Below are 12,939 nucleotides of genomic sequence, written 5' to 3' on the forward strand. Positions count from 1 at the left end.
GCTCGTGCCTTGCCCTGCACCTACGTCCCGCAGCATCTCTTGAACTTCCGCCCGCTGCCACAGGGGCAGGGATCTTGCCGTCCGATCGACGCCGCGCGTGCGCCGGGCTTGCGCCCTGCCTGCTCCGCCTTCAGCAGCGGATCGAGCACCAGCCACGTGTTGGCCGGAGTCCACGGCTGGTGGAGCGCCTCAGCGAGCTCGCCGGGCAGGTAGAACTGCTCCGGCGCGCCACGAGCCGTGGCTGCGATGAGGTGCAGCGATACCAGCAGCTTCTTCCCGTCCGTGATCCCATCGGTCCAGGACATCAGCGGCAGCGTGCGGACGAGCTCTTCCTGGATTGAATCGTCCAGCCGCTCGGCACCCGGATCGAAGTAGCTCTCGCCGATTCGGCGGACCACCGCCTCGAGCTCCTCGGCGGGCGCTTCAAGGAGCTGGGCGGTGACCTCGCAGCAGAGCTGCACATCGCGGCCCATCACCTCCCGGATCCGCTTGGCCTGCGGCGTACGGGCGGTGCTGGGGGCCGCGTGAAGCGCCTTCACGATCTCGGCGCGGGTGCTCTTCGTCCGGGTTCCGATCGCGAGGAGCGCGAACAGCGTGTCGAGCAGCTCGAAGAAGCTCACGTCCTCCGCGAGCGCCCGCTTGTAGTCGGGCAGCATGAGCTTGCCGAGGCGCGCCGCCGCCCACGCGCCCTTGAGGATGAACGTGACGACGCCCGTCCCGGTCAGGGGATAGCTGAACGCGGCCCGCGCTCCCTTGTACTGATCGGTGAGCGACACGTACTGCTCCCGGTCGGCGGTGATCGCGCCCAGGAGGGCCATGTGCCCCGCGGCGTGCAGGAGGTTCCAGTACGCGTGCAGAACCTCCTCGTCCTGGGCCCGGCGGCTGCGACGCGTCCGGAGCATGGGCCCCTGCAGCGAGAGCTCCCGCCCCATGGCCAGGTAGAGGTCGAGGAACACCGGGCCGAGGAGCGGCTCCCAGGCCGCGACGGTGAGGAAGTCCTCCCGGCTCACCGAGTCGGACGCGACGAGGAGTCGCCGCAGCAGGCGCGTGTGCCCTCGCTCTCCGCCGAGCTGCTTCGCGAGGTCCATCCTCTCCCGGAGCCGGGCGACCTTCCGGGAGATCGCATCGAGCTCGCCGCGCTTCACGAGCGGAAGATCCCCGGCCCGCATGCCCCGACCGAGGCACGTGACGAAGTGACCGCTGCGCGTGACGACCAGGAACGGGCCCTGCACGGGATCGTCGAGCGAGATCGCCACCCGCTCTACGCGCTCCGGCAGCGTCGCGGCGTCGAGGACAGCGCGGAGCAGCTCCGGGTCGCGGTAGAGCTCGAGCGCGAGATCCACCTCGCTGCGGGGCAGGCGATCGAGGCGTGAGAGGAAGTGCTCCGCGTGTTGCACGCCGGCCTGGGTATCCGCGCGGACAGAGAGCGACAAGTCCGCCCCACGTCCTCCGACCTGCACGCTCGAGGACCAGCCGCTGGCTGCTGACGTGGAGCCGGACGCGCAGCTCGCTACGCCGCTCACGCCCGACTTCCTGAGGCGGGCGCCCGAGCAGATGACGACGAGCACGCCGCCCGTCGGAAGCTGGTCGAGGTAGTCCATGGGCCGGTGCTCCGTGAAGTCCGCCCAGAACTTCGCCTCGACGAGCACGCGGAGGCCGCGCACTTCCCTCGATCACCGCGCAGCTCGGATCAGCCAAGGAGATGGGTGCGGCCCGTTTCTTCTAGCCCGAGCACGCTGAAGGACGGCGTTGTTCTCTCCCCCCGCAGTGGGGTACACGCCGAGCCGTCAGCGGCCGTACCGCCGCCAGCCGCGGCGTCGCCTTCTCCTCGGCATGTCCGCGCGTTGCGCCACTTCTGGTAGATGTCCCCAGGTCTTGCCCTGATCGATGTTCCGGATGCTCTTCGCGTCCACCTCGAAGTCGAGCGCAATGATCCTCGGGCTCACGCCCTGGTCGAGGAGCGTGCAGATCCTCCGGACCTGCTCCTCGTTGAGCTGAGCCCGCGGGTTGTTGACCCCGGAGGCACCTCGCGGCGGGGAGGATGGCGGGAGCGCGGCACGATCGATCTGCTCGATCCGCGACGCGTCTGCGTCGTGCGGCTTGGGCTTCGTGCCCTCGTACAAGTGCCGCGGGTTGACGCACGACTTCTTGCCGCATGAGTGCAGGACCATCCCGGCGGGAGGGCGGCCGTGCTCGATCTCGAACATGTGCCGGTGGGCCACGACGAGGCGACTTCCGAGCCGGAAGACGTCGTAGCCGCGGTCGTTCACCGCGCCAGCCAGTACCAGCACTCGTCGTCGCCGCTACTGCTCGCCGATGGTGCCCTCTCAGTTCCTGTGATGTCAACCCGAGTGGGCGTACGTCTTCTGCCCGCCCTGTCAGGACGGCATGGAGACGGAGCTCGCGAAGAAGATCGGCGCCGCCGCCCGCACAGCGCGCAAGGCGCGCGGGTGGAGTCAGGCCGATGCAGCCGAGCGCATCGGGATCAGCTTGGAATTCTACGCGCGCATCGAGCGCGGCCAGACGATGCCGAGCACCCCGACCTTGGTCGCGATGGGTCAGGCGCTCGACGTCTCCTTGGACATCCTCACGGGGCGCGTTCGCGGACAGGAACGGGCGGCACGACCCCGGCCGGTCGTGGAAGAGTCGCCCGAGCTGCGGCGGCTGCTGCGCCGGCTCCGACAGGCCAGGCCGAAGACCATCCGACTGCTGAACCTCATCGCCGCCGCGCTCGAGCGGTCACGTTGATCTTCGCCTGAGGTTGTGTCTCGGGCGCGAAGCCCTTGGCTTGAGCCAGGCCGAGCTTGGCGGAGAAGCTCGGCATCGGTGCGACCCACGTTGCTCCCGCGCCGGTCGGTGCGGCCACGCCGGTTAGCGACGCGCGAGGGCACGAGCGCGATGGTCATCGACGACGCGCAAGACGGCTTCGAGGCCGGTCCGACGCGGGGCCAGCGGCTGCTCGATGAAGGTGCCCGACTCGTTCGACATGCCTCCGCGTTGATCGCGACGGGGGTGGACACCGCGACCGTCGCCGAGGATCACTGCGCCGATGGTCGACGTCCCGCCCCTTCGCACCGATCGTGCGCTCCCCTGCACGGTGACCGGCGAGCCCTGCTAGCCGGCGCGGCTCTACTACGAGATCCCGAGCAAGCGCTTCGTCACCCGCATCCTCGCGCAGCTCGGCTGCATGGAGGAGGAGGTGGAGGGGGACCGCTGGGTCTGGCTCTACACGGCGGAAGCCGAGCAACTGACCTTCCGCCTGCCGCACGCCGAGCTCCCGGCCGAGGTCCACCCCATCGTGATCGGCGCCCTCCGGTTCCCGAAGCAGGGCGGCATGACGCTGGAGGTCCGCTCGTTCGAGCGCGCCATCGCGGCCGCACGCTTCTTCGGCCCCATCCTCGGCACCCGCGTCGTGCTTCGCCGCGCCCGCGTGCTCAACCGCTTCTTCGATGCGGCGGAGATCATGGCGGCTGGCCCCGAGAGCGTCGACCGGCACCTCGATCGGAACGTCACCATGATCGATCCGCGCAAGACGGAGGAGCGCATGGAGCAGTACCTCGCGGGCGCCAAGACGCCGGCCGAGGCGCGGCGTGCGCTCGACTGCTTCCACGAGGATCGCCGACGAGAGCGGCACGACGTACCGCTCGTCGAGGACTTCCCGCTCGCGCCCGAAGAAGAGACCCCGGACTTCATGCACCTTGCGTCAACCCTGCAGGTGCGGAGCATCCGCGCCTACGAGCACTGGAATGGCAACACGCACCTGACGCTCACCGAGATCATCCACAAGCTCGTCGAGCAGGGCGTCGAGCAGGGCGCGTTCGTCGACCCGGGCTGAGGAGCGCCATGGCGCGCCTCTTGCCGCTCGGTCGCCGCGGCCTGGGATCGCGACCCTACCGTCGTCGGCCTTTCGGTCGCCGGTTGCGCGACCGAAGTCGGCGGACCGGAACCTCATCTCCGGTCTGGCATGGGCATGCGGAGGTCGTGGTTACAATGCCATTCTCACGGCGCGACTACGGAGGCTCCCATTCCGAGGGCCCGCCCGTGCGGTCAAGCACCTTGCGCATCTTGGCGAGGAGCACATCGACGGCCTCCAGATCGCGAATTGGCTTGTCCTCGGAGGCCCTCGTGCTCCTCACCACATGTCGGTAGTCGATGAGCTTGTAGACGCAGTCGAGCGCGCCGCGTGGAACGCGCTTGAGGGCCTGCTCGAAGAGTGTGCTTGCAGACGGCACGGCGAGCGCAACGTCGAAGAGCGAGAGGAGCGCGAAGCAACCGACAACTTGATTTTTCACGAGGTGATCGTCGTCCCAGAGCCAGCACTCGATCGGCTCGTTCACAGGTGAATCGTCGGCGGCCATCCGCACCAGCACGCCGTAGGCGGGCCGATAGCGCAGGGCTCCGAGCGCCATCGCCGTATAGGCCCGCTCGCTCGGACTGGCGGAGCTGAGCGCTTGAATCAGCCCTGGACCCGCGACCTCGCCGATGTCGTCGACGAGGCGCGCGACGTCGAACGCATCACGCGCTGGCACCACATCGGAGAGCCGCCGCGCGATCGTGCGTCGAAGCTGGGTCGGGAGGCGCCCGCCGGCGACCTCGGCGCATCGGGCAGCGAGCAGCGTGGCCACCGGCGGCTCACCCCGATCCGCTTCGAGGAGCTCCCGAATGAACGCGGCCGCGTCCACCTCCGGTATGCCCGCTGCGTGAACGATGGTCTCATGAAACCACGGATTGTTTCGCGTCTCGATGAGGAAGTCGAGCGCGCCGATCCTGACGTGATCGAGCGCGTTCAAGTACGCTTGGTAGGAGAGGTCCGCGAACGAAAAGAACCCGGGGCGTGGCTCGAGCAGCAATCCCTGGTGCCGGCGGATCTCTTCGATGACGCGCTCGACCATCCCGTCGATGTCCTGCGCGAGCTCTCCGAGCTCGCGGGCGTCGCTGGCCGCTTCGCGCTCGAGCAAGCCGCCCTGGGGATCGCGATCGCTGTCGCCGTGTTCATCCTCATCCATGTCTTCTTCGTCGTCTTCTTCGTCCGCCCTGCGGAGGACGAGGCGCGGTCCCTCGACCCAGCGAGCGCCGTTCAACTGCTGTCGCAGGAGCGCGGCCAGCGGCTCCATGGGGAGCTCGACAAGCTGGTCGCAGTGCATGCGCCAGGCGATGGATCCGAAGAGGAGCCGCCGGTCGCGCAGATCGAGCGACTTCAGGATCGCGTCGGGTGGGAGCTCTTCGCCGGCGTAGCGCTCGAGCAGCGCGTCGATGGTGGACGCGATCAAGGACGTGCGGCGCCCCGGATCCCGTCGCGCCAAGAAGTGATGCGCCGCGACCACGCGGGAGCCGGGCTGCGGCAAGAGGGTCGCCGTCACGAATCCGCGCAGCTCCACGCGTGTATAGCCCGGGATCCCCGTGCGACGCGGGCGCGTCGTGACGACCATCGGATTTCCCGGATTGGCCTCGGCGAACGCCTCGACCGACTCGGAGAGCCTCCTCGCGCCGGATCTCGCCTCATCGAGCCCGTCAACGAGCACGAGAGCGCGGCGTTCCTCGAGCGCACGGCGAAGGAGCACGACCCCGCCGATCGGCGAGAGCTTCGCGATGGTGTGTTCGCTCAAGCGTGGGTCGTCGAGGAGCGATACGGGGACGACGAACGGCACGAGCGTCCGCGTGCCCGGACGGTGGTCTGCTGCGGCCCGCGCGGCGAGCCGCGCGATGAGCGCCGTCTTTCCCGAGCCTCGCCCGCCGACGACGAGCACGCGCTCGTGGCGGGCGAGGAGCTCGGGCACGGTGCATCTCGACGGCGCATCGACCCGGCGCGGCAAGACCTCCATGTCCACCGGGCGCTGCTCGTTCCGGATCAGGACGCGAACATTGGTCTGGCTGTGCTCCCTCCAGACCGAGTCCACGTGGTCCCGCTCCACGGACAAGAGGACCCCTGCCGGATCGTCCGGCGCGCCCGCGGTCGCGTCGGTCCACAACCATCTGCGCAGGTTGTCGTCATCCATGGCGTGACAATGCTTGGGTGCGGGCACCATGCAGGGGGTAAAAAATTCGCGGTCTCAGCCCCGGGCGGCGGCTTGGGCGTGATGTTGCTTCGCCACTCGAGGGCGGCACAAGGGGTGCCGGTGCGCGACCTGTCGGCCGCCGGCTCGAAGCGGGGCAGCGCATCGACGGCGCCGCCCAGGGAGGAGAAGGTGTAGTCGTTCGGGTTGCCAAGGATGTACTCCGCGATCTTCGGCACCCGCGCCTTGTTCAGCGCCCGCTCCGCCCGAAGCTCAAGCGGCATCTTCGCGATGGGCGCCAAGAGCCGGGGCAGCTCGCGCAGCTTGACCAGCACGACGTAGTACTCGTGCCTGGCCTGGACGCCGCGGATGGCAGGCAGCACCCAGTGGTCGGACGGCTGATCGTTCGTGGGGAGCCCGGCCGACTGCGGCGCCTCGGTGGCGCCGGCCGCCACGGGCAGTGCGCGTCTCGCGATGCCGGTCGCCTTCTTCGACGGCTTCTTCATCGCGTGCCTCTCGTTGTTGTCTTTGTCGCGCCAGCTGGCGGGCCCGAGCTTCCTCGAGCCCACCAGGAGCGCGGATCAGTGGAGCGCCAGCCGTTGATGGCGGTGCTCGACGGCCTCACGCCACGACCCGACGAACCCGCGGCCCTTGCAGAGGGCGTGGATCAGGAGCACGGACATGCTTACGCGCGGGCTGAACCAGACAACATGCCCGTCGTCGTCCGCCTGCCAGAGTCTTCCGCCGTGCTCGAGGGCGCACATCACGGACATGGGCGCCGTCGACGTGTCGAGCTCGATACCCCAGGCTCCCCCGATCATCGCGTTCCCCGCGGGCGGGCAGGACGCGCCCGTTCTGCCGCAGCGTCCTCGAGCGATTTGAGCTCGACCGACGCCATGGTGATGTACCAGTGCGTGCGGCAGCCCTGGCAGAGCCGATCGGTGTCGTAGGCCCAGAGCGGGCGCAGGTTCTTCCGGAACTTCCGCATCTGCTCTTTCTTGATGCACGAGACCGGCCCGGTGCACCGGAGCGCCTCGGACTTGTTCGTGCTGTCGGCGAGCTGCCGCACCCGCTCCGCCAAGGTGGCGAGCGCCTTCGCTCGGGCTCTCGGCGTCATCGCGCACCTCCCGAGGCCCGCTCGTCGGTTCGGTTGGCCGGGGTGTTCGCCCTGAGCCACTTCACCCGCGGGCCGCAGCCGGCGATGCCGCGCAGGGGCTCCTCCGGCCGCGGCAGGTTGTGCCAGTGCGCTCCTTGCGCGAGCGCGTCGGCGTACAACGTACCGGCGAGGATCACGAGCTGGGGCGGCAGCTGGAACGATGGCAGGAGCTGACCGACCGTGCGCACGCCCCAGTCCTCTCGCTCGCGCTTGTTGTACAGGCGCAGGCTCCGGTCGTACGGGCGGAGCACCGCCTTCGGTGCGACCGCGCCGTAGAACGCCGACACGATGAGCACTGCGTCGCAGGTCCTCTCGGCGTAGTCGTACGCGGCTCGGAAGAGCGCCGACGTGTAGAGCTCGCGCGCCGGCGCCGGGTGCTTCTGCTTCGAGGCCGAGCAGCCCACGAGCGCGACGCGCGGGGCGCCCGGCTTCTTCTCCGTAAACATGGACCTCTCCCATCGCGCCGCGGAGCGGCGCGTGTGGAAGCGCGCCCGAGGGAAGCTCCCCCAGGTGCGCCACGTTGATGCTTCAGAAGAGCGCCGGCCCCGCTCCACGCCGAGGGAGAGCCTCGACGGTGAGCAGGTGCCGATCGGCAACTTCTTCTTCGGCTACGTTGACAAACCCGGGCGGTGCTGTAGCCCTCCGTCTCCTTGCGGCGGACGATGACGCGTTCACCCGCTGCCGTGATGAGGTGCACCGCGCCGCCCGGCGTCGTCTCAATGCGGATGACGCGCAGCACCTTCATCGCGACTCCCTCGACGAAGAGCGCCGGCCGCTTTGCTTCTGCTCGCGCAGGCGCCGGCCGACCATCTTCGCGACCGCCTCGGCGCCCGCGTTATCGATGGCCTGAATGAGCAGGTCCTTCTCCGCTCCGGTGACGGAGATGCCGAGGAACAGCACCCCGTCCATCCGTCGAGCCTCTCGGATGAGGTTCACCACGACGACGTCACCGCGCACGTGCGCCAGGTTGACGAAGACCGTCCCATCCGATCCCACGGCGAACGGCGCCTGTGCGACTTTCCGGTTCACGAGGACGGTCCCGCGCCCGTGATCCGGGCCTTCTGCGAAACGGCCTGCGCGATCGACAGGACGAAGTCCACGACGTCGTGGATCTGGGGGAAGGGCGGCGGGCCGATCTCCTGGAACGGCTCCGGGATGTCGAGCACGCGCCCGTCTGGGCAGCCGAGCATCAGCGCGTCGATCCAGTGATCTGTCTCGGCGACCGGCACCACCCAGTAGCCGACGAGGCCGAGGTCAGCGAGCAGGTCCTGGTAGGACTTCATCATCGCGATCGCGAACTGGTGGTAGTAGCCCCACCGCGGGTCCGCGGCCGTGCATGCCCGAAGGAGCCTCCGGGTGAGGCGACGGCGGACGCGATCCAGGACCGGTGGGGTCGCGGTCTTCTTCTTCGCGAGTCTCAGCCTTCAATTCTCCAACGAAGACGACGGCGCGCAGGAGTGCCTGCACGCCGCCCTCGCGTTCTTGTTGCTCACCAAGGAAGGCGAGCTGCGCTGCTGTCGCGGTTCGGTGCCTTCCGGACGCCGACAGGCTCGGCGCATCAGGCCGGGGGCGTGGCCGCGGTTCCCCGAGGGGGGAGCAGTACTGCATGCACAGCCTCGGCGACGTGCCGGGCGTGAACGCCGTCGCTGCCATCGAGGTCCGCGATGGTGCGCGCGACCCGGAGCACGCGGCTGTAGCCCGCCGCGGAGAGGCCCAACCGCTCGGCTGCTTCTGCGAGGAGACGTGCCCCGGCCGCGTCCGGCATCGCGACCTGCTCGAGCTCCCTGGGGGAGAGCTGGGCGTTGCTCCGGCCTGTCGCGCCCGTTCGTGCTCGCTCCTCCTGCGCAGAGCGGGCCACGAGGACGCGCTTCTGCACCTCGCACGAGGGCTCGTTCCTCGATCTGCTCTGGAGCGCGGCAACGTCGACCGGTGGGAGCGCCACCTGGACATCGAAGTGGTCGAAGAGCGGATCGCTCAGCCTCGCCCGGTAGGCGCGCAGGCGCTCCGGGGAGCAGACGCAGCGCCGCGCGTAGTCCCCCCCGAAACCGCAGGGGCACGGGTTGATGGCGGCAACGATGAGCGCCTGCGCCGGGAAGGTCGCGCGCGTGCGCCCCCGGGCGAGGATGACGCGGCCCTCGGCCAGCGGCTGCCGCAGGGTCTCCAGGACGCTGCTACGGAACTCGAGCAGCTCATCGAGGAAGAGCACCCCATGGTGGGCCAGGGAGACCTCGCCGGGCCGCACCGGCTCACCGCCACCCACGAGGCCAGCTCCGCTCACCGTGTGATGGGGCGCGCGGAAGGGACGCGCCCCTATCAAGCCGACTTCCGGCATGAGCAGCCCGGCAACGGAGTAGACGGAGGTGACCTCGATCGCCTCGCCGAGCGAGAGCGGTGGCAAGATCCCTGACATCCGCCGCGCGAGCGTTGTCTTCCCGGCTCCAGGCGAGCCCATCAGCAGGAGGTGATGTCCACCCGCCGCGGCGATCTCCACCGCCCGCCGCGCGGCATGCATCCCTCGAAGGTCGCCGAGATCCGGCGCTGCAGCCGGCGGCACGATCGGGAAGGGCGGTGGCTCCCCCGCGCTCTCCAGCGGGGCGCCTTCGCGGATGTAGCGCGCGAGCTCGTCCAGGTTGTTGGCCACGAGCAGTTGGATCCCGGGCACGCTCGCGGCCTCCCGGGCGTTCGCCCTGGGGACGATCGCCCGGGTGATGCCGTGGGTGATGGCCCCGCGCAGGCTCGGGAGCACGCCGCGCACGGACCGGATCGCGCCGCCGAACGAGAGCTCGCCGAGGATGACCGTGTCCTTCAACGGTGCGGCGGAGATCTGCCCCAGGGCCGCGAGGATGGTGAGGGCCATCGGCACGTCGAACATTCCGCACCTCGCGACTTCCTCCGGCACAACACGGACGGAGACCTCGTGCTGGTGGAGCTCTACGTTGAGCTGCTGCAGGGCGGCGCGCACCCGGATACGGGTCTCCCTCTGGCGCGCTTCGCTGAGGCCGATGATCTCGAAGGAGCCTGGCGTTTCTGTGATCGTTGTCCTGATGTGAACGATGTGCGCGTCGAGACCGCTCAGCGACACCGAAAGCGCGTCGGCACGCGGCGCGTTCTTGGAATGCTTCATATTACGACTCCGAAAAAGCCAGCGCGGCGCACGGAACGTCCCGCACACTGCCTGGGGCTGCTGCTCTGGTTGTGGTTTACGGGCGAGTGCTCCGCGTACCCTTGAGCGCCTGTGCGGCGATCTCTCCGAGGAGGAGCCCAGCGACGCGCTCCACTACGACGACGGCCAGATTGCCTCCGAGGTGGCTGCCCCACGCAGGCCGGCGACGGCCATGGCGGCGCCCTTCTTCGTCGCGCCCATGGTGAGCACGCGGATGATGTACGGGACAGCTGCGTCGGGGCTCTGAGGGACCGAAAGTGGACACGTTGGACATGAGGCTCCTGTGCGTCCGAGCGGGCGCGGTGAGACAAGAACGGGGATGGATGAAGGGCAGACGCGGGCCATGGATCAGCCCGTGAAGCGACCGGATTCAGCTCATGCAAGCGAGGATCACCTGCGCGATCATCGTCAAAACGGCCGCCGTGATGCGTAGCGCCTTGATGAAGAACTTGGTGTTGTTCATGCGTGTAGTGCCTCCGCGAAGGAGCTCTCCTTCACAGTTCTTATTCCTGCACTTCGCGGCGTATTGCCTCACGGTGACGAGAGGCGCGACGGTCGCGCCCTTCACATGACGGCAATGCGAACTGGTGCAGAGCGAGCTACCAGGGCAGGGGACCCGTCACTCTTCCTGTTGGCTCGCGAGGCGCCCGTGTGGTCGGTTCGGCCAGGAGCGGCGAACGCATGCACGGCGACAATTCACGCGGGACGCGCGCCGGGCAAAGTGCCGGCGCGATGAGCGCCGCGGATCTATCCTGTCACCGTCGTGATCTGTCTGAGTCGTGAAAGTCTCTTCCGTGCGGACGTCGCCGCGTTGGAGCGGCTCGCCAGGTGGCTCGGTGTGCCGGAGCCACGGCGCTGGCGCACGGAGCGCGAGCGCAAGGCGAAGATCGTCGAGTCGATCGAGCGGCACGAGAAGCGGCTCGCGAAGGTGGACGGGGCCGGGCCACGGGGCACGGGACGCAGCCGGTAGCTCCTCCAGCCTGACGACGTGCGCCCAGCCGGTCCGGTCGTGGTATCGCGCTCCTGTGCTGCGAGCCGCCGCTCGTCGTACATGAAGCTGAGGTGCCGAGGACAGCGCGTCATCTCGAGCGCCTCCCTGTCACTCATGGCGGTTTGTGCGCACTGCGCGCGGCCGATCCCGAAGAGGATCAGCCTGCCTCATAGTTTTGAGCTCGTGGTGCGACATGACGACGAGCCCGAGCCCTCATCCGACGCGCCGCACCCAGCGCTGGTCTGCCTCCGACACCATGCCCCGTGGCACGGCTGCCCGCTGCAGCACGCGTAGCACGCTCGCCGGGTTGCACCCGCAGAGCCCCGAGGCCCACGCGGGATTCGCCTCGACGACGCCCCAACCTCGCCCCGCCATCCGCCCGATGTCCACGACCGCCGCGGGCGGTAGCTCCACGTCGGCGTCGGCGAGCAGCGCGTCGACCGACGCAGATGCTGCCTCGACCTCCGCTGGATCCGCTTCCCAGTCGCCCGCCGCGCTGCGGGCGATCTCCCCGCCCCGGATATAGGGCGAGAGCACCGCCACCTCGCGCTCCACCACGAAGAATCGGAACTCCACCTCGAACACCACCGGCTCGCTCACGAGAACAGGCAGATCCAGCGGCAGCCGCGGGTCCGGGTCCAGGGCGGCGCCGTCCGCGTACACGCGCGCGGGGAAGATCTTCTCGTCGGTCGGCTTGATGAACACACGATCGTGGAGGGCCAGGGCATCCTCGAGGGTTGTGAGCCTCACGTCGCGAAGGCGATGGCGCTTCGGCAGCCGCGGCAGCCAGTCAGCGGTCGGTTCGAGCAGCGCGAGCCCGAGATCGTCCAGGATCGCGTCGGCGAGGATCGTCTCGCCGTAGAACACCGGGTCGCGCGCCGCGAGGCCCTCGGGGCAGCGGAACGAGTGGAGGCGCTCGACGTCCCAGCCGGCGGCGAGCGCCGCGGCGAACAGGGCGTTCGAGTCTGGGCTGTAGCGGCGGGAGAGGACGAGCGTCGGCACGTGCTCGGATGTACCACGGTGCCCGTCACCGCCGGAGCCGGATGTCTGGACTGTGGCCCTATCTGAGGGGCTGGGAATTCGACCGGCGGAGGTGCTTGGGAGGCATCCACCACCCCGAGCCGGCCGGCATCGACACGGCGCAGATCGTCGAGGGTGCGTCCGACGGTTCAGCGTCCCTCTCGAACTTCTGGGCAAAGTGTCCAGACGTTCGCGGCACGGTCTGCTGAGCTCACTCAGGAGCGCACCTCGCTCCGGCCTACATGCAGGCAGCACGGTCCGTGGACGACGTCTGGGTGAACATCCATCTCGGCGATCGAGTATCGCAACGTCGAGACGGTTCACCGCGCGGGCGTACCTCGCCTGGCGAAGTGCGCGTAGTAGCGCTGGTACATGTCTTGCTACCTCGAGTACTCCGCCGGGTCCCCGCGGAGCCGCTCCTTCCAGGCCGAATCGATCGCCGACCGCATCTCGCCGGAACCCAGGCCGTAGCGCCGGAAGATCTCCTCGGCCGTGGCGTGGGACAGGACCAGCTCCGCGCAGAGCGCCGCATACTGGGCGAGCGGCAGGATCGTTTCCAGCGACTCGGGGAGGGGCACTGTACTTCCGTCGCCGGCCGTGCTCGAGGGCATGGAAA

Annotated in this window: 15 protein-coding genes; 3 read left to right on the forward strand and 12 right to left on the reverse strand. The window is 69.1% G+C overall.

The window, feature by feature from the left end:
- Positions 1-20: 20 nt before the first annotated feature.
- Both WMF19_RS12070 and WMF19_RS12075 read right to left on the reverse strand, forming a co-directional pair.
- A complete protein-coding gene (locus WMF19_RS12070; RefSeq protein ID WP_437899214.1) occupies positions 21-1,664 on the reverse strand; it encodes a YecA family protein in 1,644 nt (547 codons plus the stop codon).
- Between the two features lie 123 nt (positions 1,665-1,787).
- On the reverse strand, positions 1,788-2,291 hold the full coding sequence (locus WMF19_RS12075) for an HNH endonuclease (RefSeq protein ID WP_437899215.1): 504 nt from the start codon (positions 2,289-2,291) through the stop codon (positions 1,788-1,790).
- Between the two features lie 97 nt (positions 2,292-2,388).
- Here WMF19_RS12075 and WMF19_RS12080 point away from each other — a divergent pair, with 97 nt between their 5' ends.
- Together WMF19_RS12080 and WMF19_RS12085 are read left to right on the forward strand one after the other, a co-directional pair.
- Positions 2,389-2,748 (forward strand): helix-turn-helix domain-containing protein, encoded by a 360-nt coding sequence (locus WMF19_RS12080; protein WP_437899216.1) that lies wholly within the window; start codon positions 2,389-2,391, stop codon positions 2,746-2,748.
- A 439-nt stretch (positions 2,749-3,187) separates the two neighbouring features.
- Positions 3,188-3,835 carry a hypothetical protein gene (locus tag WMF19_RS12085; RefSeq protein ID WP_437899217.1) on the forward strand — a complete coding sequence of 216 codons (648 nt, stop codon included), beginning with the start codon at positions 3,188-3,190 and terminating at the stop codon, positions 3,833-3,835.
- A gap of 175 nt (positions 3,836-4,010) precedes the next feature.
- Here WMF19_RS12085 and WMF19_RS12090 read toward each other — a convergent pair whose 3' ends face one another.
- The 8 genes from WMF19_RS12090 to WMF19_RS12125 form a co-directional block, all read right to left on the reverse strand.
- On the reverse strand, positions 4,011-5,822 hold the full coding sequence (locus tag WMF19_RS12090) for an NACHT domain-containing protein (RefSeq protein WP_437901617.1): 1,812 nt from the start codon (positions 5,820-5,822) through the stop codon (positions 4,011-4,013).
- A gap of 26 nt (positions 5,823-5,848) precedes the next feature.
- Complete coding sequence (locus tag WMF19_RS12095) at positions 5,849-6,499, reverse strand: DNA sulfur modification protein DndB (RefSeq protein ID WP_437899218.1); 651 nt, start codon at positions 6,497-6,499, stop codon at positions 5,849-5,851.
- Between the two features lie 75 nt (positions 6,500-6,574).
- Entirely contained in the window at positions 6,575-6,814 is a 240-nt protein-coding gene (locus tag WMF19_RS12100; protein WP_437899219.1) for a hypothetical protein, read from the reverse strand.
- Entirely contained in the window at positions 6,811-7,110 is a 300-nt protein-coding gene (locus WMF19_RS12105; RefSeq protein WP_437899220.1) for a hypothetical protein, read from the reverse strand. Before WMF19_RS12105 ends, WMF19_RS12100 begins: the two co-directional genes overlap by 4 nt.
- Positions 7,107-7,595 (reverse strand): DUF6884 domain-containing protein, encoded by a 489-nt coding sequence (locus WMF19_RS12110; protein WP_437899221.1) that lies wholly within the window; start codon positions 7,593-7,595, stop codon positions 7,107-7,109. The genes WMF19_RS12105 and WMF19_RS12110 overlap by 4 nt, the downstream gene beginning before the upstream one ends.
- 295 nt (positions 7,596-7,890) lie before the next feature.
- Entirely contained in the window at positions 7,891-8,178 is a 288-nt protein-coding gene (locus tag WMF19_RS12115) for a hypothetical protein (protein ID WP_437899222.1), read from the reverse strand.
- Positions 8,175-8,435, reverse strand: coding sequence for a hypothetical protein (locus WMF19_RS12120; protein ID WP_437899223.1), 261 nt, complete (start codon positions 8,433-8,435; stop codon positions 8,175-8,177). Before WMF19_RS12120 ends, WMF19_RS12115 begins: the two co-directional genes overlap by 4 nt.
- 272 nt (positions 8,436-8,707) lie before the next feature.
- The gene (locus WMF19_RS12125) at positions 8,708-10,273 is read right to left on the reverse strand and encodes a YifB family Mg chelatase-like AAA ATPase (protein WP_437899224.1); all 1,566 of its coding nucleotides are present in this window, start codon (positions 10,271-10,273) and stop codon (positions 8,708-8,710) included.
- Between the two features lie 877 nt (positions 10,274-11,150).
- Between WMF19_RS12125 and WMF19_RS12130 the strand changes: the two genes are divergently transcribed.
- Positions 11,151-11,282, forward strand: a complete 132-nt coding sequence (locus tag WMF19_RS12130; RefSeq protein WP_437899225.1) for a hypothetical protein — start codon at positions 11,151-11,153, stop codon at positions 11,280-11,282.
- A 234-nt stretch (positions 11,283-11,516) separates the two neighbouring features.
- Here the strand turns inward: WMF19_RS12130 and WMF19_RS12135 are convergent, their stop codons facing one another.
- Together WMF19_RS12135 and WMF19_RS12140 are read right to left on the reverse strand one after the other, a co-directional pair.
- Complete coding sequence (locus WMF19_RS12135) at positions 11,517-12,305, reverse strand: ATP-grasp domain-containing protein (protein ID WP_437899226.1); 789 nt, start codon at positions 12,303-12,305, stop codon at positions 11,517-11,519.
- 398 nt (positions 12,306-12,703) lie between these two features.
- Positions 12,704-12,934: a hypothetical protein gene (locus tag WMF19_RS12140; RefSeq protein WP_437899227.1), complete on the reverse strand. Its 231-nt coding sequence runs from the start codon at positions 12,932-12,934 to the stop codon at positions 12,704-12,706.
- Between the last annotated feature and the right edge of the window lie 5 nt (positions 12,935-12,939).

This window comes from Sorangium sp. So ce124 (assembly GCF_051525235.1).
Taxonomy (GTDB): Bacteria; Myxococcota_A; Polyangia; order Polyangiales; family Polyangiaceae; genus Sorangium; species Sorangium atrum.